21 protein-coding genes are annotated in these 25,741 nt (G+C 64.3%); 5 read left to right on the top strand and 16 right to left on the bottom strand.

Annotation, left to right across the window (positions count from 1 at the left end; translation table 11 throughout):
* Positions 1 to 22 precede the first annotated feature (22 nt).
* Entirely contained in the window at positions 23 to 334 is a 312-nt protein-coding gene (locus tag AC4FIJ_RS03005; RefSeq protein WP_490335231.1) for a hypothetical protein, read from the bottom strand.
* Positions 335 to 546: 212 nt separating this feature from the next.
* Between AC4FIJ_RS03005 and AC4FIJ_RS03000 the strand changes: the two genes are divergently transcribed.
* Complete coding sequence (locus AC4FIJ_RS03000; RefSeq protein ID WP_490335230.1) at positions 547 to 2,991, top strand: mechanosensitive ion channel family protein; 2,445 nt, start codon at positions 547 to 549, stop codon at positions 2,989 to 2,991.
* Here the strand turns inward: AC4FIJ_RS03000 and AC4FIJ_RS02995 are convergent.
* The 6 genes from AC4FIJ_RS02995 to uxaC form a co-directional block, all read right to left on the bottom strand.
* Positions 2,988 to 5,156: a prolyl oligopeptidase family serine peptidase gene (locus AC4FIJ_RS02995; RefSeq protein WP_490335229.1), complete on the bottom strand. Its 2,169-nt coding sequence runs from the start codon at positions 5,154 to 5,156 to the stop codon at positions 2,988 to 2,990. The two genes, AC4FIJ_RS03000 and AC4FIJ_RS02995, sit on opposite strands and share 4 nt — an antisense overlap.
* A 169-nt stretch (positions 5,157 to 5,325) precedes the next feature.
* Positions 5,326 to 5,571: a hypothetical protein gene (locus tag AC4FIJ_RS02990; protein ID WP_490335228.1), complete on the bottom strand. Its 246-nt coding sequence runs from the start codon at positions 5,569 to 5,571 to the stop codon at positions 5,326 to 5,328.
* Positions 5,572 to 5,685: 114 nt separating this feature from the next.
* Positions 5,686 to 7,248 carry an amino acid permease gene (locus AC4FIJ_RS02985; RefSeq protein ID WP_490335227.1) on the bottom strand — a complete coding sequence of 521 codons (1,563 nt, stop codon included), beginning with the start codon at positions 7,246 to 7,248 and terminating at the stop codon, positions 5,686 to 5,688.
* Between the two features lie 267 nt (positions 7,249 to 7,515).
* Positions 7,516 to 8,319, bottom strand: coding sequence for an eCIS core domain-containing protein (locus AC4FIJ_RS02980; protein WP_490335226.1), 804 nt, complete (start codon positions 8,317 to 8,319; stop codon positions 7,516 to 7,518).
* A gap of 289 nt (positions 8,320 to 8,608) precedes the next feature.
* Positions 8,609 to 9,928 carry a mannitol dehydrogenase family protein gene (locus AC4FIJ_RS02975; protein ID WP_490335225.1) on the bottom strand — a complete coding sequence of 440 codons (1,320 nt, stop codon included), beginning with the start codon at positions 9,926 to 9,928 and terminating at the stop codon, positions 8,609 to 8,611.
* On the bottom strand, positions 9,925 to 11,325 hold the full coding sequence (gene uxaC / locus AC4FIJ_RS02970; protein ID WP_490335224.1) for a glucuronate isomerase: 1,401 nt from the start codon (positions 11,323 to 11,325) through the stop codon (positions 9,925 to 9,927). Before uxaC ends, AC4FIJ_RS02975 begins: the two co-directional genes overlap by 4 nt.
* A 132-nt stretch (positions 11,326 to 11,457) precedes the next feature.
* Here uxaC and AC4FIJ_RS02965 point away from each other — a divergent pair, with 132 nt between their 5' ends.
* On the top strand, positions 11,458 to 12,987 hold the full coding sequence (locus tag AC4FIJ_RS02965; RefSeq protein ID WP_446154790.1) for a UxaA family hydrolase: 1,530 nt from the start codon (positions 11,458 to 11,460) through the stop codon (positions 12,985 to 12,987).
* Positions 12,988 to 13,259: 272 nt separating this feature from the next.
* Here the strand turns inward: AC4FIJ_RS02965 and AC4FIJ_RS02960 are convergent, their stop codons facing one another.
* The 3 genes from AC4FIJ_RS02960 to AC4FIJ_RS02950 form a co-directional block, all read right to left on the bottom strand.
* Positions 13,260 to 13,601: a hypothetical protein gene (locus tag AC4FIJ_RS02960; RefSeq protein WP_446154789.1), complete on the bottom strand. Its 342-nt coding sequence runs from the start codon at positions 13,599 to 13,601 to the stop codon at positions 13,260 to 13,262.
* 63 nt (positions 13,602 to 13,664) lie between these two features.
* Positions 13,665 to 14,150 carry a TspO/MBR family protein gene (locus AC4FIJ_RS02955; protein WP_490335223.1) on the bottom strand — a complete coding sequence of 162 codons (486 nt, stop codon included), beginning with the start codon at positions 14,148 to 14,150 and terminating at the stop codon, positions 13,665 to 13,667.
* A gap of 158 nt (positions 14,151 to 14,308) precedes the next feature.
* Positions 14,309 to 15,004 carry an energy transducer TonB gene (locus tag AC4FIJ_RS02950; protein ID WP_490335222.1) on the bottom strand — a complete coding sequence of 232 codons (696 nt, stop codon included), beginning with the start codon at positions 15,002 to 15,004 and terminating at the stop codon, positions 14,309 to 14,311.
* On the opposite strand from AC4FIJ_RS02950, the gene AC4FIJ_RS02945 reads away from it, so the two are divergent.
* Positions 15,003 to 15,239 (top strand): hypothetical protein, encoded by a 237-nt coding sequence (locus AC4FIJ_RS02945; protein WP_490335221.1) that lies wholly within the window; start codon positions 15,003 to 15,005, stop codon positions 15,237 to 15,239. The genes AC4FIJ_RS02950 and AC4FIJ_RS02945 overlap by 2 nt on opposite strands.
* A gap of 49 nt (positions 15,240 to 15,288) precedes the next feature.
* On the top strand, positions 15,289 to 15,885 hold the full coding sequence (locus tag AC4FIJ_RS02940) for a twin-arginine translocation pathway signal protein (RefSeq protein WP_490335220.1): 597 nt from the start codon (positions 15,289 to 15,291) through the stop codon (positions 15,883 to 15,885).
* Between the two features lie 4 nt (positions 15,886 to 15,889).
* Here AC4FIJ_RS02940 and AC4FIJ_RS02935 read toward each other — a convergent pair whose 3' ends face one another.
* From AC4FIJ_RS02935 to AC4FIJ_RS02910, 6 genes are read right to left on the bottom strand one after another with little or no spacing between them, the layout of a single operon-like run.
* Positions 15,890 to 17,170, bottom strand: coding sequence for a TRAP transporter large permease (locus AC4FIJ_RS02935; protein WP_490335219.1), 1,281 nt, complete (start codon positions 17,168 to 17,170; stop codon positions 15,890 to 15,892).
* A complete protein-coding gene (locus AC4FIJ_RS02930; RefSeq protein WP_490335218.1) occupies positions 17,170 to 17,658 on the bottom strand; it encodes a TRAP transporter small permease in 489 nt (162 codons plus the stop codon). The genes AC4FIJ_RS02935 and AC4FIJ_RS02930 overlap by 1 nt, the downstream gene beginning before the upstream one ends.
* Complete coding sequence (locus AC4FIJ_RS02925; protein ID WP_490335217.1) at positions 17,655 to 18,683, bottom strand: TRAP transporter substrate-binding protein; 1,029 nt, start codon at positions 18,681 to 18,683, stop codon at positions 17,655 to 17,657. The genes AC4FIJ_RS02930 and AC4FIJ_RS02925 overlap by 4 nt, the downstream gene beginning before the upstream one ends.
* Positions 18,680 to 20,341: a family 43 glycosylhydrolase gene (locus tag AC4FIJ_RS02920; RefSeq protein WP_490335216.1), complete on the bottom strand. Its 1,662-nt coding sequence runs from the start codon at positions 20,339 to 20,341 to the stop codon at positions 18,680 to 18,682. The genes AC4FIJ_RS02925 and AC4FIJ_RS02920 overlap by 4 nt, the downstream gene beginning before the upstream one ends.
* Positions 20,341 to 21,357 carry an alpha/beta hydrolase gene (locus AC4FIJ_RS02915; RefSeq protein WP_490335215.1) on the bottom strand — a complete coding sequence of 339 codons (1,017 nt, stop codon included), beginning with the start codon at positions 21,355 to 21,357 and terminating at the stop codon, positions 20,341 to 20,343. The genes AC4FIJ_RS02920 and AC4FIJ_RS02915 overlap by 1 nt, the downstream gene beginning before the upstream one ends.
* Positions 21,358 to 21,385: 28 nt before the next feature.
* A complete protein-coding gene (locus tag AC4FIJ_RS02910; protein WP_490335214.1) occupies positions 21,386 to 24,160 on the bottom strand; it encodes a TonB-dependent receptor in 2,775 nt (924 codons plus the stop codon).
* 170 nt (positions 24,161 to 24,330) lie between these two features.
* On the opposite strand from AC4FIJ_RS02910, the gene AC4FIJ_RS02905 reads away from it, so the two are divergent.
* On the top strand, positions 24,331 to 25,677 hold the full coding sequence (locus AC4FIJ_RS02905) for a pectate lyase family protein (RefSeq protein WP_490335213.1): 1,347 nt from the start codon (positions 24,331 to 24,333) through the stop codon (positions 25,675 to 25,677).
* Positions 25,678 to 25,741 lie beyond the last annotated feature (64 nt).

The following is a 25,741-nucleotide window of genomic DNA, read 5'->3' as shown; positions in this document are numbered from 1 at the left end:
CATCGCCCGCCCCGGCGAGAGCCTATCGGGCGATCGTCGCGCTGATGCGATGCAGAAAGGGGTGATGCGGCGCGGGTCCGCGGTGGATCTGGCTGAAGATCCCGCCGGCCAGTCCGGCCAGCCGTGTTTCGACGAACAGCAACTGCTCGCCCTTGCGGATATCGATATGGGCCTTCAACTGCCCGTCGAAGCTGAGCGATATCCCTTCCGCATCGGGAAATTCATTGTGAAGCATGTTGCGCAGCTGCTCCAGCTGCTCGCTGAGCGAGCGGTCGTTCGCGGCTTTCGGGAAAGGTTCGACCTGCCCGGATGTGTGCGTGGCATTGGTGGACATAAAGACCCCCATCAACGTTCCCGAACCCGTCATCTTCATAACCGAATTCCCGCGATTCGGCGAGTGGGAACAGCCCGGTGACTTTCTTTTCGATCAGGCACGCAGGGTTGAAACCCGCCGATTTCGCGGCCAGTAACCCGCAGATGTCCGCAACGGCCAGAAATCGCAGTCATAATCGGGCTTTCGCTTGTGTGATCCGCCTGGCGTTCGCCATGTCGATGCTCGCGGCGGCGCTGCTGGCGCTTGCCATTCCGACGGGATCCGCAAAGGCGGCGCCGGCCGCGACGACGGAGCCAGCGCCGACACAGGCCGTGCAGCCCCGCGAAAGCGAGCGGACGCGGGCCCTGTTCGACCGGTTCGAGGCGAATGCCCGGAAAGCCCGCGCGCTGCTGCAAACACCGGCAACCGATCTGTCAGCCACGGCGCAGTCGCAGATCAACGAACTGCGGCAGGCGCTGGCTGCGGACCGCGATCTTGCCGCGCGCCTCGCCGAAGAGGGATCGACCGCCTCGCGTATTCTGGAAGCACAGATCGACGCCCTTGGTCCGGTACCGGCGGAGGGAGAAAGCGAGCCCGAAACCGTGACCGCGCGGCGCGAGGCGTTGAAAGAGCAGCTCGGCGCAGTCTCCGCCCCGGCGCTGAGGCTGCGAGAGGCTGGAGCACGGGCGTCGGTTCTGGTCGCGGAACTGGATAGCCGCTCCGCCGCGATCAAGCAGCAGCGCATCACCCAGCGCGGCCTCTCTCCGCTCGATCCAAGGCTTTGGGTTCGCAGCGCCGGTGAACTGGGCAATGCGATGACGGTGGCAAGGGCCCATATGGCCACCAGCTTTGAAAAATATGATGCAGGAGAGATCGCGGGTGCGGCGGCGGTGGCCGTGCTTCTGCTGATTGTGGGCCCATTCGCCGGTTTTTTCGCATGGCGAAAGATCAATCAGAAGCTGGCCGCGTGGCACATGGGCGAAAACTCGATTGCTCGCCGTCTCGTCGTTTCCGTCGTAGCCGACGCGGCGGCGGGCCTGTTTTTTGCCATTGCCCTGCTGGCCAGTGTCATCGCCCTGATGATCTTTCTTCTACCCATCGTACCGATCGAAACATTGGGCAGTCTGGTCGCGGCGGTCCTGGCGTCAGCCGTATTTGTGGCCGTGGCGCATTGGATAGGACGCGGCGTACTGAATTCGCCGTTCCCCGAACTGCGATTGGTGACCCTGCCGCCGGCCCGTGCCCAACATGCCCTCAATGCCATCCGCGTCATGGCCGGCATTCTGGGCGTCGAGCAAATCATCGGCTCCTTGGAAGAGGGCGGCCAGATTGGCAGCAATTTCGCTCGTCTTGCGTCGGCGGTCATGGTCATATTGGGGGCCTGGCTCCTGTGGCGTCTCGCGAACTACCTGCGCGAGGGACGGCGTTATTATGAGGACCACGTCAGGAGCGAAGCGGTCGCCAGCGGAGCGGAAAAAGGCATCGACTTCTCGACGCCGATCGCCCGGCTGCTCAAGCTGTTCGCGATCATATCGATCGGCGCGGTGCTTGTGGGGTACGAACTGCTCTCGCGGTTCTTCTTCTCGGCCAGCCTGCTCTCGCTCTCGCTGATCGGTATCGCGGTCTATCTCCACCGCTCGTTCGTGCTGGTCATCAGCGCGATCGCGACGGGGTCGCTTTCGCGCTACCGGCGGGGGCTGCATCTGCTGCCTTTGCTGACGGGGCTGATCGAGACGATCGTGGTGGTGATCCTGCTGGCGATCATATGGGGATATGACGCGAACGAGATTACCGACGGCATCATCCTCCTGCGCGAAGGCGTGTCCTTTGGCGAGGTGCGCCTTTCGCTAGGCGATGTGGCGACATTCGCGGCGGTGTTCTTCATCGGCTATTTCGTGACGCGCTGGCTGCAGCGGTTCCTGAAAATATCGGTCATGCCGGAGTTCGGGATGGAGGCCGGTGCACAGGCCGCCATACTGACCTTCATCGGCTATATCGGCATATTCCTCGCCGCGCTGATCGCCATCGCCACCACCGGCCTCGACCTGTCGAGCCTTGCTTTCGTGGCGGGTGCGCTGTCGGTCGGTCTGGGCTTTGGCCTACAGTCGGTGGTGGAGAATTTCACCAGCGGGATCATCCTGCTGATCGAAAGGCCGGTGAAGGTGGGTGACTGGATCCAGGTCGGCGAGCATTCCGGCATCGTGCGCAAGATCGCGGTCCGCTCCACCCATATCGAGACATTCGATCGCCATCAGATCATCGTGCCCAATTCGGAACTGATTACCGGCGTCGTGATCAACCGCAGCTTCAGCACCGGTCCGGCGCGCATCGTCGTGCCGGTGGGTGTCGCCTATGGCACGGATCTGGAGCGGGTGCGCCAGATCCTGCTCGAGATCGCCCATTCGAACGAGGATGTGCTGAGCGATCCCGAACCCGCCGTGGCGATGGACGGCTTTGGCGACAGTTCGATCAATGTGAAGATCCTCGCCTTCGTGCATCAGGCGACCGACGGCGCGCCCACGTCATCGGCGATCAATTTCGAAATCGCGCGCCGCTTTGCCGAAGAGAATATCGAGATTCCCTTCCCCCAGCGCGACCTGCACTTTCGCACCATTCCCGAAGGCTTCCGGCCCGGCGCCCCGTCCGGGGACAAGGACGCCGGGCCGCAACCGGCCTAGTTCGCGGCCGGTGCCGTCGCCGCAGCTGCGGGCGGGGTCCAGCCGGTCCGGTACTTGTCGAACCATGCCAGGATCGCCGCCGCCTTGGCCGCGCTTTGCGAGGGGCGGGCCGCGATGCCGCCATGGCTGGCACCCGGCACCTTGACCAGCGCGGTCGGCACGCCGCGCAGGCGCAGCGCGGTGTAATATTGCTCGGACTCGCTGACGGGGGTGCGGTAATCCTCGCTTCCCACCACGACCAGCGTCGGCGTTTCGACATTGCCGACCAGCGAGAGCGGTGAGACCTTCCAGAACGCCTCGGGATCTTCCCACGGCTGCGCACCGATCCAGTACGGCCCGAAGAATGCTGCGCCGTCGGATGTCAGCGCCTGCGTCGTCCAGTTGATGACCGGCTTTTGCGTGGCCGCCGCCTTGAACCGGTTGGTCTTGCCGACGATCCAGCTGGTCAGCGCGCCGCCGCCCGATCCGCCCGTGACGAACAGCGCATTCTCGTCCGCGACACCCAATTCGACCGCGCGGTCGACGATGCTCATCAGGTCGAAATAATCATTGCCGGGATAGGCCTTGTCGATGCCATTCGCGAAGGCCTCGCCATAGCTGGTCGATCCGCGCGGATTGGCCGACAGCACGGCATAGCCCGAAGCGGCATAAAGCTGATTGTCGGTCGCGAAATGCGGGCCATAGGCCGCAAAGGGGCCGCCATGGATTTCCAGGATTAGCGGCACGCGCTGCCCCTCGCGGTATCCGGGGGGGAGGGTGAGCCAGCCGTCGATCTGCTGCCCGTCGAAACTGGAGCTGGCGGTGATCTTGCGCACTTCGCCCAGCGCCTTCACTTCGCGCAGGGAGCGGTTGAGATCGGTCAGGAAGCGCGTGTCGCCGCCCTTGGCCAATTGAACCTCCGCCGGACGGCTCGGCGTACCGCCGGTGAAGGCGATGGCGTCATTGTCCGCGACCGAGAAGCTGCCGCCCGTGTAGGGGCGGTCGAGGCCGCCGCCGGACAGGCCGCTGGCCACATCGCGCACCGAACCGTCGAGCGAGATGCGCGCGACGCGGGTTTCGCCCGCGACGTCATATTGCGCATAGACCGCGCGGCCGTCGGCGTCCCATTGCAGCCCGTCCGGGCTGTAGTCCCAGTCTGTGGTCAGATTGCGGATATTGCCGCCATCGCGGTCCATGACATACATGTCGGCATTCTCATACGCGCGGCCCGCGTCGTCGAAACCGGTATAGGCGATCAGGCGTCCGTCGGGCGAAACGACGGGTCCGCTGTCGGGACCGTCCCGCGTGGTGAGCTGCGTAAGGGCTGCGCTTGCGATGTCGAGCGCCCATATGTCGCCTTCCACCGGATCGGTCTGCCAGTCTGCGTTCCGGTTGGCGCCGAAGTAGATTGTGCTGCCATCGCGCGACCAGCTGAGCGGGCCGCCGTCGTGATAGGGCCCAAAGGTCAGCTGGCGCGGCGCGCCGCCGGTGGCAGGGACCAGAAAGATCTTCTCGAAACCGGGCTTGAGATAGCCGGCGCCGTCGGCGCGATAGGTGACAAGGTCGTGGATCTCCAGCGGCTCGGCCCATTCCGCGCCTTCGGGCTTGCCCTCGGGCTGGCTGCCCAGTTGCAGGCCGCTGTCCTCGACCGTCATGCTGTAGGCGATGGAATTGCCGTCGGGTGCCCATGCAATGCTGCCGGGGCTGGAGGGAAGGCCGGTCAGGCGCACGCTCTCCCCCGCGTCGATCCAGCGCACCCACATCTGGGCGCTGCCGCCCTCGGTCGAAACGAAGGCCAGGCGCTTGCCGTCGGGCGACCAGCGGGGCGAGAAGGCGTCGTTCATCATGCCGGTGATCGGAATTTCCGATCCCGTCGCCGTATCGATCAGCCAGATCGAACTGCGCGCCCGGTCGGTCATGATGTCATTTGATTTTCGCACATAGGCGATGCGCCTGCCGTCTGGGCTGATCTGCGGATCGGCGGCGATGGAGAGGTCGAACAGGTCTGCGCCGGTAAAGCGGCGGTTCGGCCCGCTCTGCTCGCTACCCTGCGCCGAAGCGGAGGCGGCGGGCGGCGTATTCGCCGAGACCTCGGTGGATTCGTCCTGCACGGCCAGAGCCGCCTGGGACGAAAGGGCAAGCGTGAGGGCGAATAGGCTAGCGCCCAGCGCGGCCAGTCTGGTCATCGTGATCCTTTGGGTTAAGGTCTTGGGTTGGCACGTGTTTAGCGGCCGATGCGATGCGGTCAATGCGCCCGCGACCCCGTCTTCTTCCGAAGGGTAACAACCAAAAGAAAACGGCCCGCTTCCCAAGTGGGAGGCGGGCCGTATCCTTGCCGGAAATCCGGCGGCGCGATTACTCGGCCGGAGCAGCTTCGACGGTGGCGTCGACGGCAGCGTCCGTAGCAGCTTCTTCAGCAACCGGAGCAACGGCTTCGTCGGTCACGACGTCGGTTTCCTCGACGACGGGCTCTTCAACGACGGGAGCAGCAACTTCTTCAGCCGCAACTTCTTCGGTCGTCGCTTCTTCGGTGGGTTCCGAGCAAGCGGTCATCGCGAAAGCAGCGCTGCTGGCAGCGAGAACGAGAGCAATCTTCTTCATGTGCAAAATCCTCGAATGCCGACTCACGATGAGCCGACGCGCATCCTTTAGACGAGAATGTGGCGGACTGTCCATATTATTGCCACATTGTCGCCATAAAATTTTTCGGCGCTATCAGGGATGGACGATGGGCGGCTGCGGGGCCTCGGGATCCTGCTCGTGAACTTCGATTAAACCGCGGCCGACATGGCTGTGGCGGTGGCCATACAGGAAATAGACCGCCAGCCCGATCGCGCCCCACACCGGCAGCACCAGCATCGCTTCGAACGGCAAGTTGACGAACAGCGCGACGCATCCTGCGGCGGCAACCGGGGCGACGACCCATACCGCCGGCGTGCGGAACGGGCGTTTGCGGTGCGGATCGCGCTTGCGCAGGATCATCACCGCAACCGCCACCATGAAGAAGGCGAAAAGCGTGCCCGAGTTCGAGATATCGGCCAGCTGGCCCACCGGGAGCAGCGCGGCAGCGATGGCGACGCATACGCCGGTGATGATCGTCACGATATGCGGGGTCTTCCAGCGCGGGTGGATGGTGGCCAGCTTTTCGGGAAGCAGGCCGTCACGCGCCATCACGAAAAAGATGCGGGTCTGACCGTACAGCATCATAAGAATGACCGAAGGCAGCGCCAGATTGGCGGCAATCCCGACCAGATTGCCGGCCCAGCCCTGGTTTATCGCACGCAGAACATGCGCCAGCGCTTCGTCCGAACAGACCAGCGGCTCTGCGCCCTGCGCCGCCAGCGCCGCGCATTCGCGGGCGAATTCCGCCGATCCGGGCTGGACACCGAGCGAGGTGGGCTGTGCGCCGATGGTGCCGATCGCGCCCATGGTGACGAGGAGGTAGAACGCGGTACAGACCACGAGACTGCCGATCAGGCCGATCGGCACGTTGCGCTGCGGGTCGCGGGTCTCCTCGGCTGCGGTCGAGACGGCGTCGAAGCCCACGTAGGCGAAGAAGATCGACGCCGCCGCGCCGACGATGCCCAGCCCGCTCGTGCCTTCGGGGCCGAACCAGCCATTGGGTGCGAAGGGCGTGAAATTCCCGCTATCCATCGCGGGAACGGTCAGCGCGATAAAAAGCGTGAGCGCTGCGATCTTGATCGCGACCAGCACCGCGTTGAACGTGGCGCTTTCCTTCGTGCCGACCACCAGCAGGGCCGTGACCGCCAGTGCCACGCCGATCGCGGGAAGGTTGATGAGGCCATGGCTGAAGTCGACGCCCGCCAGCGACCACGCAGGCCCCGCGGATAGGGCCGTGGGCAGGGCAAATCCCGTAGCGCTTTCGATCAGGCCCATGAAATAGCCGGACCAGCCGACGCACACGGCAGCGGCGGCCACCGCATATTCGAGGATAAGCGCCCAGCCGACCATCCAGGCCAGCAATTCGCCGACCACGGCGTAGGAATAGGTATAGGCCGATCCCGAAACCGGCACCATCGAGGCCAGTTCGGAATAGCAGAGCGCCGCGACTGCGCAGACGCCGCCAGCGATCACGAAGCTCCAGATCATGCCGGGCCCCGCCTTTTGCGCAGCGGCGGCGGTCAGGACAAAAATGCCGGTGCCAATGATGGCGCCGATGCCCAGCAGCATCAGTTGTACGGGGCCGAGAGAGCGGGGAAGGGCATGCTTTTCCGCGGTCGCCAAAATGGCGTCGAGCGGTTTGATCCTGCTGGGCATGGATAGTGGTCTTTCGAAAAAACCTCGCGAAAGCGTTCAGCGTTCCGATCGGCAGAAGGGAGCATGACCCGACTGCAGAGCGTTCGAAAGGCTGATCGTCATTGCGAATATCTGGATGATGGCACGAAAACTTCGCCTTGAAAAAACAGGCATAGAAGCCGCCGCCTGACTGGAATCCGGCACGTGCTGGTCGATGATTTACGACAGATTCGAGGCGCTATCTAATGAAATTTTCGCAAGCCCTGAAAATTTGCCGGGCGCGCGGTTTCAACCGGCATCCGCTTCGGTCTCGATGGCTTTTGGAGCAGGCGCCGGATGGGTGGGCAGCGCAAAGCCCTTGCCGACATGCAGCCGGTGCCTGACGATTTCATATTCGCCCTTGTCCGTATCGAAGAATGCATATTGCACCTCAGGACGCTCGCTTTCCGCGCGGCGGGAGGCGTCTTCCAGATCGGGATGGCAGACGCGGCGCTGGTCGCTGGCATACCAGGCATCCAGCATCGCCTGCTCCTTGTCACGCACTTGCTCTTCGTAGAAGTTCTGTTTCGGTTGCGCCCCATTGGCATAGCTCGCGGCAGCGCTGGTGGCGTAATCGCCGATGTCGAGGCCGGCTGCATATTGGGCGACATGGGCCAGTTCGTGGAAGAACAACCGTTCGTTCAGCTGGTTGAGGTTTGACGGCTCTTTGGGAACGGCGATGTAGACGTCGTTCTGGCGCGTGATACCAAGCACTCCGCGCGCAAAGGCGACCTCGTTAATGATGTCGTCGTTGCGGAATTCGGGGTGGAACCGGACATTCGCCCAATCCGCGGAGCCGAACAATTCCTCGTTCTCTTGCAGAAAGGAAATGACGCAGGGGTTGAGCGGGGTACCGTTGCGGCGCAGCCCCGCGATATCGACCGGCCGCATGCCATCGGCCGGCATGTCGTCATAGGCCAGCACGGCGTTCCGGGCGGCGGGCGTGATCTTGGGCGTGCCGATCGTTTGCAGCACCCAGTACGCCCCCGCGGCCCCGCCAAGAGCCCCGCCAAGCAATCCGACCAGACCCGCACCTGCGATTGCAAACGCCACGAGGCGTCTCGATCTTCTTCGCTGCGGGGCCTGCCTGGCCATCGTGTTTGCGCCTCCATCGATGGGGGCGAAATGGACGCTTGCGGGGATCCGACCTTTGCCTGAAGACCCGCGCCCGTCCGGTTTCGCGGTTCACTCGTCCATGATGAATTGACGATACCGCAATTTGCCTTGCGAGGCCCTTAATTTTATTGCCTTAATGCCGCGCGTTTTCTGCCTTTGTTCCGCCTTAATATGGCGGATTTGCGCCATTTTCCGGGGCCATGCCAGACCCTTGAAATGACCACGCCTAAAGGATCGCCTCGATCGGGAAACGGCCGTCTGCCATGCGCCGTGCGACAGCCTCTGGCCCGGCGCTCCCAAGCAATTCGCGCAGCTCGTCGCCCTGCGGGTCGTTGACGAGATCGCCGTCGGCGAGATGAGCGATCCACGCATGGAAAGCGGTGCGAATGGCCGGGCACTCTTGGCCGCGATCATTGTGCCATGTCACCGTGTCGAGCCAGCGCTGCGGGATCTTTTGCGAACCGTCCATCGCGATCTGCGCCAGCCGGTGGCGCACCGCCGGTTCGGCGAAGCGTTCGATCAGGCTTTCGGCATAGGCGGCAAGATCCTGATCGGGGGCGGCGTCGATGGTCGGGGCCGCTTCTTCGATCATCAGTAGTCGGGTCAAAGCCTGAAGTTGGGGGTCGGCGATGGCTTCGTGCACAAAGGTGAAGCCACGCTCCAGCCCGCAATAGGCGAGCATCGAATGCGCGCCGTTCAGCATCCGCAGCTTGGCAGTTTCGTAGGGCGCGACATCGGCCACCAGCTGGGCGCCGTGGTCTTCCCATTTCGGTCGGGGGCCGGCGAAACGATCCTCGATCACCCATTGGCTGAACGCCTCGGTCAGAACCGCGCCCTCGTCGCGCATGCCAAGCTTGTCCTCCAGCGCGGCACGGTCTTCTTCGGTGGTGGCGGGCACGATGCGGTCGATCATGGTCTGCGGGCAGGTGCAATGCGCGGCGAACCAGTCGATCAGAGCAGGGTCCTTCGCCGCCAGCCATTCGCGCATCAGCCGGGTCAGTTGCTGCCCGTTTTCCGCCAGATTGTCGCAGGACAACAAGGTTATGCCCGGCAGCTCCGCCGCCTTTCGCTGCGCCAGTCCCTCGGCAAGCAGCGGGTAGAAGCTGTGTTCGGCCGCCGCGATGTCTAGCGATCCGTCGCCGGCGCGCGCATAGCCCTTTTCCGTCACGGTGAAGCTGACGATGCGGCAATCGGGCGAAGCGATGCGCGCGACCACGGCTTCGGGATCCTGCGGCGCGAAGAGCACCTCGCGAACCGCGCCCACGATGCGTGTGGCGGAAGTGCCTCCGCCGCGCGCCGTTACCGAATAGAGCCCGTCCTGCGGGTTAAGCTGCTCGGCCACGCTGGCCGAGCGCAGCGACACGCCGCTGATGGCCCAACCCTGTTCGCCCGCATTCAGGGCAAGATCGGTATACCAGGCCTGATGCGCGCGGTGGAACGCACCGATCCCGAAGTGGACGATGCCGATCGCCTGCGCTTCGCGGTCATAGGAGGGGACCGCGATATCGCCGGGCAGCGAGGCGAGTGTGTCGGGCGACAGCCTCACAGCCGGTAGGCCTTCTTCACGAGGTTATACGACAGGTCCTGTGCCAGTTCTGCCGCTTCCCAGTCCTCGATCCGGTGTTCGGCGACAAGCTGGGCCAGGAAGCCGCAATCGATACGGCGAGCGACATCGTGGCGGGCCGGGATCGACAGGAAGGCGCGCGTGTCGTCGTTGAAGCCGACGGTGTTGTAGAAACCCGCCGTCTCGGTCGTGTTGTGGCGGAAGCGGCGCATGCCCTCGGGGCTGTCGTGGAACCACCATGCGGGGCCAAGTTTGAGGACCGGATAATGCCCGGCCAGCGGGGCAAGCTCGCGGGCGTAGACGCTTTCGTCCAGCGTGAAGAGGATGATCGAAAGGTCGCGGCTGTTGCCGAAGCGGTCGAGCAGCGGCTTGAGCGCATGGACGTAATCTGTGCGCGTCGGGATGTCGGCGCCCTTGTCGCGGCCGAAATTCTCGAACAGCCAGCCGTTGTGGTTGCGGAAGCTGCCGGGGTGGATCTGCATGACCAGCCCGTCATCGATGCTCATCGCCGCCATTTCGGTCAGCATTTGCGCGCGGAACAGTTCGGCGTCGTCCTTGCTGGCCTTGCCGTCCTTGACACGATCGAACAGCAGCGCGGCCTCGGCAGCCGACAGGTTCGCGGTGGCGGCGGTCGGATGGCCATGATCGCTGCTGGTCGCGCCCATCGTCTTGAAGAATTCACGGCGCTGGCGATGGGCGTTGAGGTAGCCCTGCCACGTCCGGCAATTCTCTCCGGTCAGTTCGGAAAAGCGGTCGAGATTGGCGCTGAAACCCTCGAACTCCGGGTCCACCACGGGATCGGGGCGATAGGCGGTGACCACCCGGCCATTCCAGTCGCTGTCCCTGATCGCCGCATGGTGTTCCAGCGTATCCAGCGGACCTTCGGTGGTGGCGATCACCTCGATGCCATAGCGGTCGAACAGGGCGCGTGGCCGGAAATCTTCGGTCGCCAGCTTTTCGGTGATCGTATCGTAATACAGGTCCGCCGTTTCCCCCGACAACTGGACTTCCATTCCGAAAGCCTCGGTAAACACCCAGTCGAGCCACATGCGCGAGGGCGTGCCGCGGAACAGGTAATAATTCTCGGCCAGAATACGCCATGCCTTGCGCGGGTCCGCCTTGTGCCCCGCGATGCCGAGGTCTTCGAGCCGCACGCCCTGCGAATACAGCATGCGGAAGATGTAATGGTCGGGCACCAGCAGCAGTTCGGTCGCATTGCCGAAGCTTTCGTTACTGGCGAACCAGCTGGGATCGGTGTGACCGTGCGGGCTGACAATCGGCAGATCCTTGACGCTGGCGTAGAGTTCGCGGGCGACGGCGCGGACGGCGGGGTCGCTGGGTAGCAGGCGGTCGGGATGGAGGTTGAGGGGGCGGGTCATTTCACTCTCCTGTAACTCGGCCGATTGCTGTGACCGCTGCGTTCTGGTAACCGGTGTCAAAGGCGCTCATGCAATGGGTGCCGACCAGAATCAACCGGTCAATCCGATAGATACCGGTGTCGAAAGAACGATATGACAACAACAGGCACGATCGAACAGACCCGCATGCCGACAGCCATGCGCTGCCATGCCGATGATACCGTGCTGGTGGCCTTGCGCGATATCGCGGCGGGCGAGGCGGTCGAGGCAAACGGCGCCGCGATCACGGCGAATACCGCAATTTGTTCGGGTCACAAGATTGCGCTGCGGGATCATGCGCTGGGCGATCCGGTGATCCGCTATGGCGAGCAGATCGGGCTGGCCAGTGCGCCGATTTCGGCCGGCGATCATGTGCATTCGCATAATCTGAAGACCGCGCTGTCGGGCGAGGTGGCCTATGGCGATTTCGCGGGGCCTGAAAATGACACCGGGGCCGAGCCGCTGGGCAGCTGGCTTGGATACCGGCGCGAGGATGGCCGCTATGCCACGCGAAACGAGATCTGGCTGATCCCGACGGTCGGCTGCGTCGCGCCGATGTGCGAGATGCTGGCGCGCGAGGCGGAGATGCGCCACGGCGATGCGATCGCGGCGGGCAAGATCGACGGGATCGTCGGCTTTGGCCATCCGCATGGCTGTTCGCAGCTGGGCGACGATCTGTCGGGGACGCGCGATGTTCTGGCGGCGCTGTGCGACAATCCCAATGCGGGCGGGGTGGTGCTGATCGGCCTTGGGTGCGAGAGCAACCAGCTGGACGCGCTGATCGAGCGTGTGCCCGAACGCAGCCGGTCCAAGCTGCGGGTGATGCGTGCGCAGGATCCGGGCGACGAATATGACCGCGCCAATGCGCTGATCGACGCGCTGGTCGGGGAATTGTCCGGCGAGACGCGGGTGAAAGCGCCTGCCTCGGCATTGGCGGTCGGGCTGAAATGCGGGGGGTCGGACGCGCTTTCGGGCGTGACGGCCAATCCGCTGCTTGGCCGGTTCAGCGACCGGGTTGCGGCCAGCGGCGGGCGGCTGGTGTTGACCGAAATCCCCGAGATATTCGGCGCGGAAGGATCGCTGTTCGCGCGCAGCGTCTCGGGCGAGGTTCACGACAAGGCGACGGGGCTGCTCAACCGGTTCAAACGCTATTTCCTTGAGCAGGGGCAGCCGGTTTCGGAAAATCCCTCTCCCGGCAATATCGAGGGCGGGATCACCACGCTGGAGGAGAAATCGCTGGGCGCGGTGCAGAAGGGCGGCAAGGCGCCGCTGGTCGACGTGATCGATTATGGCGGCACGGCGGACATGGCGGGCATGACCTTGCTGGAAGCGCCGGGCAACGATGCCGTGTCCTCGACCGCGCTGGCGGCGGCGGGGGCGACCATGATCCTGTTCACCACGGGCCGCGGCACGCCTTTGGGCTTTCCGGTGCCCACGGTGAAGATCGCGTCCAATTCGAAGCTGGCGGCCAGCAAAGCGGGCTGGATCGACTTCGACGCGGGCCGCATGTTGAGCGAACCCGCCGGGGAGGTGGACGCCGATTTCGCGCAGGAATTGCTGGCCATCGCGAGTGGCCGCCAGACCGCCAGCGAGCGCAGCGGCCAGCGCGTCATCTCGATCTGGAAGCGCGGCGTCACGCTTTAGGCGCGGCCTTTCAGGCGTTTGAAAAGTGACAAAGGTGACACATCCTACAAGGGCTGTCACCTTGCGCAAGGCCGCGGAGATGCTGGCGTTCCGGCCCAAAGTTTACACGCGCGGGGTGCGGAGAGATCGGACGGTTTCAAAGAGCCGGTGCCAGAGGGTGGCGGCGGTTCGGCGATAGCGGATCGGGGGTGTGTAGGACAGTGGGGATGCGGGGAAGATGTGGGGCGGGGGATGCGGGGAAGATGTGGGGCGGCGGTGTCGGAACGCCGAGGCTAGCCTTTCCAGTGACCAGCCGGCCATTTTTCCTTCCTGGCTCGGGGATGCCGGGTTTTCCTGCGCCACTCGAATAGAACCGGGACCAGGAGCGTGATGGATAGGATCAGGGCAAAACCGCAGGCACCGACCCAGAAGCTGGCGAAAGTTTCAGACCGCATGATGGGCTGATCGCCCAGTGCCAGACCTATGAAAATGCCTAGCGACCCAAGAGGAAACAGGATCGCGCCAGCTATCGCCCGTTGTCGAAACGAAAACCACTTCGGGAAGAAGAAAGTGGCTGCAAGCACTGAGGCCACCGCTGCCAGCTCTGCAATAACGCTTTGGTCCATGATGGTCATCATATCTGGTGCGCCGGCGTTCACAATCGTTCGTCAGCGGTGGTTGCGCGGTACCCCCCCGGCTCAGGTCGCGCGGCGGCCCGTGAAGGGGCCGTTCAGCGCGACGATCTTCCAGTTCAGTATGGCCGCGAAGCTGACCCATGCGAGATAGGGCACGATCAGCCAGCTTGCGAAGACCGACCATTCGCGCAGCACGATGCACAGCGACAGCACCGACAGCCACAGAAAGGGCACCTCTATCAGCGCCCAGTCGGGTCTTCTGATGTTGAAGAACAGCGGGGACCACAGGAAATGGCACACGCCGTTCACCAGATAGAGCGCGATCAGCCAGCCCGTATCGCCGCTGTCCGCCGCCGCATCCCAGCATAGCACGAACGCCCATGCGGCAAGCCCGAGGATCACCGTCCATGCCGGGCCGAACAGCCAGTCGGGCGGCTGCCAGGATGGTTTGGCGAGGCGTTCGTACCATTCGCCGATCGTGGTCAGCAATCCGCCCCCCACCAGCAGGACGAGCGCCCAGATAACGGCGAACCAGATTGGAAAACCCATGACCCGTCATAGATCGAAGCGTGAGCCCGCGCAAACCTGTCCGTGGGGCGGGGCGTGCTCGGGTGGATTGGAGGGGCGGCCGCAGGATTGCTCTCGGTCTCGGCCGATTCGGGAAGAAGGCTGAGCGGTGAGTGGCGGGATAGATGCGAAGTGATCGATCATCGGTGCAATCGTTCGCTCGGTCTGCGCTCTCGTGAAATGGTGTAGCGGCCGGAGCGCTCCTCCGGAAACAATGGGGCGACGAGCTTCGCCCTCTCTTCGATGAGGGCGCACACCTTGGCGTCGAAATCCGCGAAGCCCGAGGGCTGAGCGACGAGACAATTGGCCATGTTGCCGTCCTTGGTCACGTCGAATGCAACGACCATCAATCGATCGTTGTTCGGCGGATCAAAGAAGCCGGGCGGAAAATCGTCATCCCGTAACCATGCGTTCGGGTCGTTGGCGGACAGCGCGACGGTCCGGCCATATCGCCAGGATCGATTGACCGGATAATACTGGGTTCGGCGCAATTCGCGCCGTTCTGCCACTCGATTGGTTTCGAGGACCGACGAGAAGTCGGATTCAGTTCCGGCTATTCGCCAGCCAAGCAGGAAGTATCCTCCCCTCTGGTCCTGACGCAGATACAAGAGCAAACGGTCGGACGTGCTGAACGCCGGCCCCATGTCGGAAGGACATGGCGGGACACCGCCAATCTTTACGACATCCGGCGCGCCAGCGCCGTAGACCTGACGAATAGGCTTTAGACGAAAGATGCTGGGCCATCCTTTCCTGACAGCGTCTTCCCCCACGATTTGCGCCACCACGATAGCATCCGACGGAGTGAAGGCGGGATCGAATGGCGGGGGCGCCATCATGCAGCTCATGGCGGGCGAGGCGATCATTCCGAGACAGGATGCGCCCATCAATGCGGCGAAGGCGGCTGGCAGGCGAGGAAAGCTGCTGAATGTTCGCATCGATGATCGCCCCGTTGTCAAATTGTCGATCCACGATCACAATACAACGGTTCGCAGTGTTGTCGGTAGGAGCTTTTTCTACCGGTTCTGGATGTGGATCCGGCTGTTGGCCGAACAACTCTGGGCCTGCTCTTGATAGGATGTGCAACGCGGCCAGGACGTGCGTTTTCGAGGGGGGTTGCTGAATGAGGATCGCGATTGCTTTGGCCGGATTGCTGCTGGCCGCCGGGCCGGTGGCGGGCGGGGCCGTGCTGGCGCAGGAGGCGGGTGCCGCTGCGGCGGAGGATGCTTTCGTTCCTGCCGGGTTCGACGTGCCGGTGCTGGCCGAGGGGGACGGGTTCAAGCTGGTGCCGCTGGGGCCGGAGCTCGTGAAGGTGGATTACGACGCCTACATGTCCTCTATCGAGCATCTGCAGCAGACTTTCACGCGCAGCACCGGATGGCCGCACGAGGGGCTGACCGACGAAGATGCGATGCAGGACATGCTCACGGAGCAGGCGCGGTTCGAAGGGCGCGAATCCTTCGCCTATGGCGTGCTGACGCCCGATGGCAGCCGCGAGCGGGGCAGCGTCTATGTGCGGCCCAGCCCGGTCGAGGGCTATGATGCGGTGGTCATGCTGTGGGTGACCAAGGCGGAATATGACGCCGGTTTCGATGCCGCGCTTTACGACTGGGTCAGGGGCTGGGTCGCGGCGGAATGGCCGTTTGACAACGTGGCCTATCCGGGGCGCGAGATCCCGTGGGATGAATGGGACGCGATGGTCGAGGCCGCCGGGGCGTGACGCGTCAGTTCCACATGCCCAGCAAGCCCAGCGACAGCCACGGAATATAGGTGATCAGCGCGAGCGCGAAGATCAGCGTGCCGTAGAACGGCCAGATCGTCTTCACCAGCGTGGTCACCGGGATCTTGCCCACCGCGGAGCCCACGAACAGCACCGAGCCCACCGGCGGCGTCACCAGTCCGATGCCGAGGTTCAGCATCATGATGATGCCGAAATGCACCGGGTCGACGCCCATGCCCATCGCGACGGGCAGGAAGATCGGCGTGGTGATCACGATCAGCGGCGCCATGTCCATGAAGGTGCCCAGTAGCAGAAGCATGATGTTGATGATCAGCAGCGTCAGAAACGGATCGTCGGTGATGACCGCGATCAGGCTGGCGAGTGCGGCGGGAACTTCCAGCAGGGCAAGCGCGAAGCCGAAGGCCGTGGCCGCCGCGATGATGAACAGCACCATGGCCGCGGTGCGCACCGACTTGCCCGCCGCGTCCCAGAACGCCGCCCAGCCGAGGCTGCGATAGACGAATACGCCGATCACGATGGTATAGATCACCGCGATGGCCGAGCTTTCGGTGGCGGTGAAATAGCCCGACAATATGCCGCCCATGATGATGACCGCGGTCATCAGGCCGGGGATCGCGTAGATCGCGGCGACGACGAAGTTGCGCCAGCCGGGGAAGCTGCCCTTCGGCAGATTGCGGCGGCGGGCCACCAGCCATGCCACCAGCATCAGCAGGAAGCCGGTCAGCAGGCCAGGCACGATGCCCGCCACGAACAAGTCGCCGATCGACACGCCGATGCCCGATGCGGCGGAATAGATGATCATGTTGTGCGAAGGCGGGATCAGCAGGCCGACGATGGCCGCCGTCACCGTCACGTTCACCGCGTAATCGCCGGGATAGCCCTTGTCGCGCATCAGCGGGACCAGGCTGGACCCAATGGCGGACGCGCTGGCGATGGCGCTGCCCGATACGGCGCCGAACATCATCGAGGCCCCCACGTCGACCAGCCCCAGCCCGCCGCGCACGCGGCCCAGCGCGGCGTCGGCGACCTTGACCAGCCGGTCGGCGATGCCGGCGCGGTACATCAGGTCTCCGGCGAAGATGAAGAAGGGGATCGCCATCAGGGTGAAGACGCTGATGCCCGATGCCATGCGCTGCACCGCGACCACCAGCGGGATGTCGATCACCGCAAAGCAGGCGAGCGCCGCGCCGAACAAGGCGAAGGCCACGGGGACGCCGATGGCGAGCAGGGCGAAGAGCACCCCGAAAAGGACGAGCAGTTCCATCAGTCGGCGCTCCCCGGAATCGGGCTGTCTTCCAGCCCGTCGTCGCTGGGCGGGCGGACCATGTTTTCGACCGCGAAGATCGCCATCAGCAGGCCGCTGATCGGCAGCGGCGCATAGGCGACCCAGCGGCTGAGGCCGAGCGAGGGGATCACGTGATCGCGCACCGCCCACAGCAATTGCGCGCCATAGACCGCGATGGCGAGGCCCATGAGCGCGACCAGCACATTGATGATGCGGTGCAGGACGGCGACGGATCGTTCGCCCACCAGATCGTCGAGCAACGCGATGCGGATATGGAAGCCCTCTCGCACTCCCGCGGCGGCGGCGAAGAGGACGTACCAGATCATCAGCAGCAGCGCGGTCTGCTCGGTCCATGATGGGCTGGAATCGAGGATGAAGCGGCCGAACACCTGCCAGCCGACCACGGCGGTCATGACGACAAGGCCGAATGCGCCGAGGCGGGCGAGCCAGTCGGAGATGAATTTCACGACGGCTTCTCCTGTTTGGCCATTTGCTCGCCCAGCGCGACGATGCGGCTGGCGATGTCCTGCTGCTGCGGGGTGACGAGGAACTGGTCCCACACCGGGCGCATCTGCTGCGCGAAGGGAGCGGTGTCGACGTCGTTCACCTCGACGCCCGAGGCGACGATATTGGCGCGGCTGCTTTCGACGCGCGCGTCCCACAGGTCGCGCATGAAGGGCACGGATTCGCGTGCCGCCTGCCGCACCAGTTGCTGGTCTTCGGCCGAAAGCTTGTCCCAGCTGATTTTCGACATCAGCAGGATTTCGGGGGTGAAGAGGTGCTGCGTCAGGCTCATGTAGCGGGCCACTTCGTAGTGGCGCGCGCTTTCGAAGCTGGGCCAGTTGTTCTCCGCCCCGTCGATCACGCCCTGCGCGAGCGACTGGTACACCTCGTCAAAGGGCATGGGGACGGCGTTCGCGCCCAGCGCATTGACCATGGCGAGATAGAGATCGGACGAGGGGACGCGCAGTTTCAGCCCGCGCATGTCGTCCGGCGTGAAGATCGCGCGGCGGGTGTTATAGACGCTGCGCGCCCCGGAATCGTAGAAGCACAGGCCGATCAGCCCCTGCTTTTCCATCGCGGCCAGGATCTCGTCCCCGATGTCGCCGTCCAGCGCGCGGCGCATATGCGCCACCGATCTGAAGATGAAGGGCAGCGAGGGCGGGATCGTCATCGGCTCGACCGAATTGAGCGGGGCGAGATTGACGCGGTTGAAGTCGATGCCGCCAAAGCTGGTAATCTCCAGCGTGTCGCGTTCATTGCCCAGCTGCGAACCGGCGAACACCTTGATGCCCAGCCGTCCGCCCGTGCGTTCGCCCAGCAGCCGGCCCATATATTCGACCGCCTGCACGGTGGGATAATCGCCAGGATGCGTGTCGGCCCCGGTGAACAGGCCCGACAGGCGCGGCTGGCAGCCGGTGAGCGCGAGACCGGCAAAAGCCGTGCCGCCCGCGATCAGCCTGCGGCGTGAGAGGGAAAAGCGTTGGGTCATGCAGCGTCCGGATCGAAGGCGCGGAAGGTGAAGTCGCGGAATGTCGCGGTGCCGCCGCGCGCCGAATAGAGGCCGGGGCGCAGCATCAGGAAATCGCCGCGCACATTGTGATGATAGCCCGACACTTCCATCCCCCGGTCGAAACGCAGCCATGTCCGGCCGCCGTCGCCGCTGGTGTCGAAGGTGACGATATGGCGATCGTTGGTGACCCGCATCCTCATCCTTCGGCCATGCGGGTTCAAGGGGCGGGCGCGTTCTATCCCGTATTGATGGGTGACGAAGCGGTCCTCGTCGAAACCGAGCCCGGCATAGAGCCTGTCGTCGTAGAACAGGATCAGCCCGGCGCGGCCGCCCGGCTCGATCTCGATATCGCATTCGAACCTGTAGCTGCGGTCGCCCGCGGTGATGAGCAGCGGCGAGCCCGAAGAGGGCGCATCGCCCTTGCCCTTCAGATGCAGCGTGTTTTCGGCCACGCGGATGCGCGCTTCCTCGTCATCGGCGGGTTTGAAGAACGACCACTTGGTGCCGAGCGCGAGAGGCTGCGAAAAATCATCGGACAGCGCCATGCCGTGCGGCAGCGCTTCGCCGCCCGTGGGACTGGCGATCGGCTGCGACAGATCGCCGCCGGTCATTTCGAACCAGCCGTCATCGGTAAAGCGCACCGGGTCCATCAGGCACTGGCGGCCCAGCGTCCAGAAACCGTTCTCATATCCGTGATAGAGCGACCACCAGCTGTCGTCGGGCGCCTGCACCAGCGAGGCGTGGCCGCGCGACCACCATGCTTCGCGGATGTCGGTGGTGCGCACGATGGGATTGCCGGGGTGATCCTCCCACGGGCCGTGCAGCGACTTCGAACGCGCGGCGATCACCATGTGGCCGGTGGGCGGACCGGCGGTGCCGCCGACTGCGGTGATCATGTAGTACCAGTCGCCGACATGATGGATCTTGGGGCCTTCGGGCGAGAAACCCTCGACGATCCAGTCGGCGGGATAGCGCCATGGGTCGTAGACATGCTCGACCTCTCCGGCGAGGGCCAGATTGTCGTCCGACAGGCGCACCCGGTCGCCGCCCGACAGGAACAGCCAGCGCGAACCGTCTTCGGCGACGGCGTGACAGGGGTCGATATGATCGTGCAGGCCGAGCGGGATCGGGTCGCTCCAAGGGCCGGTGATATTGTCGGCCCATGCGACGAAGATGTCGTTCCTCGGCTGGGCCTTCACCGGGATGTAGAGGAGATATTTCCCCCTGTCCTTGTGCAGGCTGGGGGCCCAGACCGATCCGATGTTCCTGTGCAGCGCGGGCTTCAGCGGCTGCCAGTTCACCAGATCGCGCGAATGCCAGATCAGCAGGCCCGGATAGGCGTCGAAGGTGGAGAAGGTGACGTAATAATCGTCGCCGTCCCTCAGGATCGCCGGATCGGGGCGATCACCCGAGATCAGCGGATTGAGGAAGCGCCCATTGCCCAGATCGGCGATGCGCTTGCCTTCGCCGTCGCGGCGCCAGTTGGTGGCGCGGGGTGCGGGGGCGCGCGGGCCGGGGGCGCGCGGGGCTGGGGCAGGGGGCGACTGTGCCAGTGCCGACGCGCCGGGCACCCCCATCAGTCCGGTCAGGGAGAGGAGCGCGGCTCCGCGGAAGATGTCCCGGCGACCCGATTTCATCACGCGAACCCCACGCTCTGGGCCCAGTCGCGCCACAGTTCGGGCCAGTGGCCGACCGGCTTGCCGATGGCCTTGCGCAAGCCAAAGCCGTGGCCGCCGTTCTGGAACAGATGGGTCTCGACCGGAATGCCGCGCGCCTTCAGCGCCGCGCGCAGCAGGAGCGCGTTCTTGACCGGCACGACATCGTCATCCTCGGCATGGAGGATCCAGTGCGGGGGCGCATTTTCGGGGACGTTGCGGTCGGGCGAATGGGCTGCTTCCATCGCCTTGGTCGGGTTCTCGCCCAGCAGAAGTTCGCGCGAGCCGGGGTGCGCGAATTGCGGGTCCATCGAGATAACGGGATAGATCGGCGCGGCGCAGAACGGCTTTGCCGACAGCGCATCCGCCTCGTCCGCCGGTTCGTAGGTGCGCGCGGCAAAGCGCGCGGCGAGGTCGGCGCACAAATGCCCGCCTGCGGAGAAGCCCATCGCACCGACGCGTTCGGGGTCGATGGCAAAGTCGCGGTGGCGGCGGCGGATGACGCGCATGGCGCGCTGCGCATCCTGCAGCGGAACGTCGGCCCGGTTCGCCCAGCCGTCATAGGGCAGCCGGTAGAACAGGACGAAACAGGTGAATCCGCGCGCCGTGGCCCAACGCGCGAATTCGTACCCTTCCTTGTCCACGACGACATGGCGATAGCCGCCGCCGGGGGTCAGGAGGAGCGCCGCCCCGTTCGGTCGATCGGGGCGGAACACGGCAAGCCGCGGCACGGAAATGCCGAGGACGGCGCGGTCGGAGACGAGCGGATCGGCGGAGCGTTCCGTCGTCACTTCGTCGGGGAGGGAGCCGGGTGCACCGGGCGCGCCCTTTGGCCACAGCCTGCCGGGCCACAAGTCAATCGTTTCAAGAGGTTGCGGGAGGCCCGGAGAGCTTGGGCCTCCCGCGCTCGGCGGTGCTGTTTGCGCCTCACCGCGAGTATGAATCAAGGTGGAGAAGGCAAGGCCAGCGGCAATAACCGATCTTCGATCAGATTTCATCGCTTAAAACCCTGCCCTCTCCCTTTGATCACATTTCGAACCGCGCACCGAACATGATGATCCGGCCGAAATGGTTGTTCTCGTAGTTGCGCTTCACGTCGATATCGGTCCAGCGATAGCGGTAATCGTCGGTCAGATTGGTGCCGTCCAGCATCAGTTCGACATTGTCGGTCAGCTGGTAGCGGACCGCCGCGTCGAGGTTGAAGGTGGAGTTGAACCCTTCGAGGAAGTTGCCGTTGCCGCTCGCCCCGGTGTGATAGCCGTCGCGATAGGCGCCCGACACGCGGACCGAGAAGGTGCCATTGTCGTAATATACCGTGCCATTGGCCGAATATTCCGACACGCCCGGGAAGGTGACCGTGCGGATGTCGCCGGAGTCTGTTGTCACATCCTGCGAGCTGTCGACATAGGTGACATTGCCCAGCACGCCGAAGTCGCTGACGAAGCCGTCGGCGAAGGCCGAGAAGGGCAGGTTGAAGCCGACCTCGATACCCTGGATCGTCGCGCCTTCGCCGTTGACCGTCGTGCGGGCGATGAATTCGCGACCCGGATCGGTGCCGTTGACGACCGCGTCATAGGCAGGCGTGCCGTCCGTCAGCAGCGAGAGCGGCAGGCCGCTCTGCGCATAGGTGATGGTCTGCACGTCGCTGATCGGGAAGCTTTCGACATCCTTGCGGAACAGCGCCACCGACGCGATCGCGCCCGGAGCGAAGTAGTATTCGAACGCGACGTCGTAGTTCCATGCCCGATACGGATCGATGAACGGATTGCCCGACGAGATGCCGAAGTTGAACTGGTCGACCGAACCGCCCGGCGTCAGCGAACCGAGGCTGGGGCGGGTAAGCACCTTGGCGACGGCGCCGCGGATGATGAAATTGTCCGCGGGGAAGACATTGACGTTGATGGCGGGCAGCAGGTCGTCATAGCTGCGCTTCACGGTCACGAACTGGCCGCTGTTGAAGCCGCTGGACGTCTGGTTGGTGTGGGCGAAGCGCATGCCGAAATTGCCGTTGATGCGCACGCCCGGATCCAGTTCGAAGCCGGTCTCGAAATAGCCGCCCCACACTTCCTCGGTCACGCCGCGCTCGTCGCCCTGCTGGGTGACGGCGGGGCGGTTGTAGAGATCGAGGAAATCGGTGGTCGCGTCGAGGTCGGGCACGACCCAGCTGTTGGTGTTGCCCGAAGGCTGGCCCGCATCGCCCAGTTCGAAGAGTTCGGCCAGGTCGGCGGTGACGGGGGCGCCATAGGCTCCCTCGGGGCAGGTGAAGGCCGAGCAATACTGGCTGTCACGGCGCGCGCCGGTGGTGAAGAAGTCGAACTCGCGCCAGAACGGGCCGGTCTTGAAGGTCAGCCCGTCGGTGGCTTCGAATTCCAGGTCGAGTGCGACGGTCTTGAACTTGTTGTTCACTTCGGACGGACGATCACGGAATTCGGCCAGCTGGAAGTTGGTGGGATCGGTGACATCGGTGCCGAACGAGAGCAGCGGGCTCTTCATGTCGGTGTAGTCGTAGGAATATACGCCGTCGCGGTCATCGAAGATGATCGTCGTCTCGACCGGGATCGAGGCGTCGGATTCCGAGAAGCCGCCCGACAAGCGCGCCATCAGCGTATCGGTGAAATACTGCTCCAGCTTGCCAGAGATCTGGTAGAACTCGGTCTCGCTTTCGCGGTGATAGCGTTCGTTGCGGATCCACGCGTTGGTCAGGTCCGCGCTGATCATGTTGTTGTCGCCGTCGATCGCATAATTCGCGACGTCGATGGTCCGCTCGTTCGAACGCAGCAGGACCTCGCCCCAATATTCGTCGCGGTCTTCCGAGAAGCGCGAATAAAGGCCGTCGATCTCGATATTGGTGCGATCGCTGGGCTGGAACTGGATCGCGCCGGTCGCGCCAAGGCGTTCGCGGTCATGGTTCACCAGACCATAGCGCGGAATGCGCGGGTGGAAGGCGGCGGTGACTTCCGAACAGCCCGCATCGGCGGGATTGTCGACGCAGCTTACGCCGCCGACCGAGTTGAACTGGGCATTATTGGCCCAGCGCACCGAGTTGTTGCCCAGTTCCGGAGTCTCGTATTCCGACCATGCGACCGAGGCCGACACGCCCAGCGTCTCGTCATCGTTGACCCATGCGGCAAGACCGGCAAGGCGCGGGGCGAGATCGTCGTTGAGATCGTTGTAGCGGCCCTGGACCGAGCCGACGAGCTTGGTGCCCGCGCCATAGGCCAGCGGGTTGCCCGTGGTCAGGTCGATCACTGCGCCAAGCGAACCTTCGTCGAGCGAGGCCGAGGCGGTCTTGTGGACCACGATCGAGTTGAACAGTTCGGATGCGAACACGTTGAAGTCGAACGCGCGGTCGCGGTTGGACGAGGCGCCGTCGGTGGAGGTCGCGATGGTCTCCATCCCGTTGACGCGGACGCGGGTGAACTGCGCGCCAAGGCCGCGCACGGTGATCGCGCGCCCTTCGCCCGCATCGCGTTCGATCGCGACGCCGGGAATGCGCTGCAGCGATTCGGCAAGGTTGGTGTCGGGGAACTTGGCGATATCCTCAGCGACGATCACATCGACCTGACCGACCGACTCGCGCTTGGCGGAGATCGCAGCGTTCAGCGAGGCGCGGAAGCCGGTGACGACGATGGCGTTGTCGCCGGGCGAGGTGACGTCCTCGACCTGCTCGACCGCTTGCTCGGCAGCCTCTTCGGCGTCCATGCTGGCGGCATCCTGCGCATGGGCCATCTGCGGCAGCAGCAGCGCGCTGCCGATCAGCAGCGTGCTCTTGAAATTCAGAAAATTGCGGTTGGTCCTCATGGTATCCTCCCCATCATGCTCCGAACGAGATGACACCGGTTACCTGAGGAAGGCAGCAAACGCGCCCCTGGCAATCCGAATCTCCCGCCCGGTTTTTGGTAACCGGTGTCATTATCTATTGCCGCCGCCGCCACGGTCTGTCAAGAAACAAGCAGTTGGGAGAATGATTGATGTTGAAAAGCGCCTATTTCAGCGGCTTGGCAGCCGCGACCCTGATCCTTGCGGCGACGAGTGTGCCTTCGATGGCACAGCCCGGAGACCCGACCGAGGGCGGCAAGGGCGGCAAGATCCTCAAGGTGACGACGCTGGCGAAGGACGGGCCGGGCAGCCTGGCCGCCGCGCTGGCCATGAAGGGGCCGCGTATCATCGTGTTCGAAGTCGGCGGCGCGATCGATCTGGAGAAATCGGGCCTTGTCATCGAGGAACCGTTCGTCACCATCGCGGGCCAGACCGCGCCGTCGCCGGGCATCACCATCCTGCGCGGCGGGATCGACGTGAAGACCCATGACGTCAAGATCAGCCATTTGCGCGTGATGATGGGTGACGCGGGCGAACCCAAGCGCAGCGGCTGGGAGGCCGACGCCTTCTCGACCGTGGCGGCGCATAATGTCGTGGTCGAGAACAACAGTTTCATGTGGGCGGTGGACGAGAATATGTCGGCCAGCGGCCCGCGCTTTACCGGCGACACGGTCGAGGAATGGCGCGAGGGCACCAGCCACGACATTACCTTCCGCCTGAACTTCGCCGCCGAGGGGCTGGCCGATTCGAGCCATCCCAAGGGCGAGCATTCCAAGGGCTCGCTGATCCACGACAATGCGACCAATATCGTGTTCGACCGCAATATCTGGGCGCATAATGTCGAACGCTCGCCGTTGGTGAAGGGCGGGGCGCAGGTGCTGATGGTCAATAATTTCATCTATGACCCCGGCCTGCGCGCGGTGCATTATAATCTGATGGACCTCGAATGGATGGGTCATCCGCATGTGGCGGGCGAGATCACCGCGGTCGGCAATGTGATGCGCGGCGGCAATTCGACGTCGGAAGATCTGCCGTTCCTGATGCTGGGCGGTGTGGGCGACCTCAAATATTACGGGGCCGACAATATCGCGGTGGACCGCCACGGCGAGCCGCTGCCCATGTTCGGCACCTATGGCCAGACCGAGGCGGAGTTGATCGAGGTCGATGCACCGCTGCACAGCCCGGACGGTTACGACGTGATGCCCGCCAAGGACGTGGAGACGACGCTGCTGCGGCAGGCCGGTGCGCGGCCGTGGGACCGCACGGACGAGGAGATCCGCGTGCTGTTCTATATCGCCGAAGGGCGCGGCGAGATCATCGATTCGCAGGACGAGGTCGGCGGCTATCCGACGTTCCCCGCGACCCGCGCGGCGTTCGATCCGGCGCAGTGGGATCTGGCGACGATGACGCCCAAATCGGGGCTCTATCCCGGTCAGACCGTCGAGGCGCAGGAATTCCTGAGCGCGCGCGACCGGGCCATGCGCGAGCAGGCCCGGTGATCGCGGGGCGCGCCATATTGGGCGTGTCGCTGCTGGCCTGCTCCGCCTGCGCCACGGCACAGGA

The organism is Croceicoccus sp. (assembly GCF_983967925.1).
This window is presented reverse-complemented; position numbering and strand designations above follow the sequence as displayed.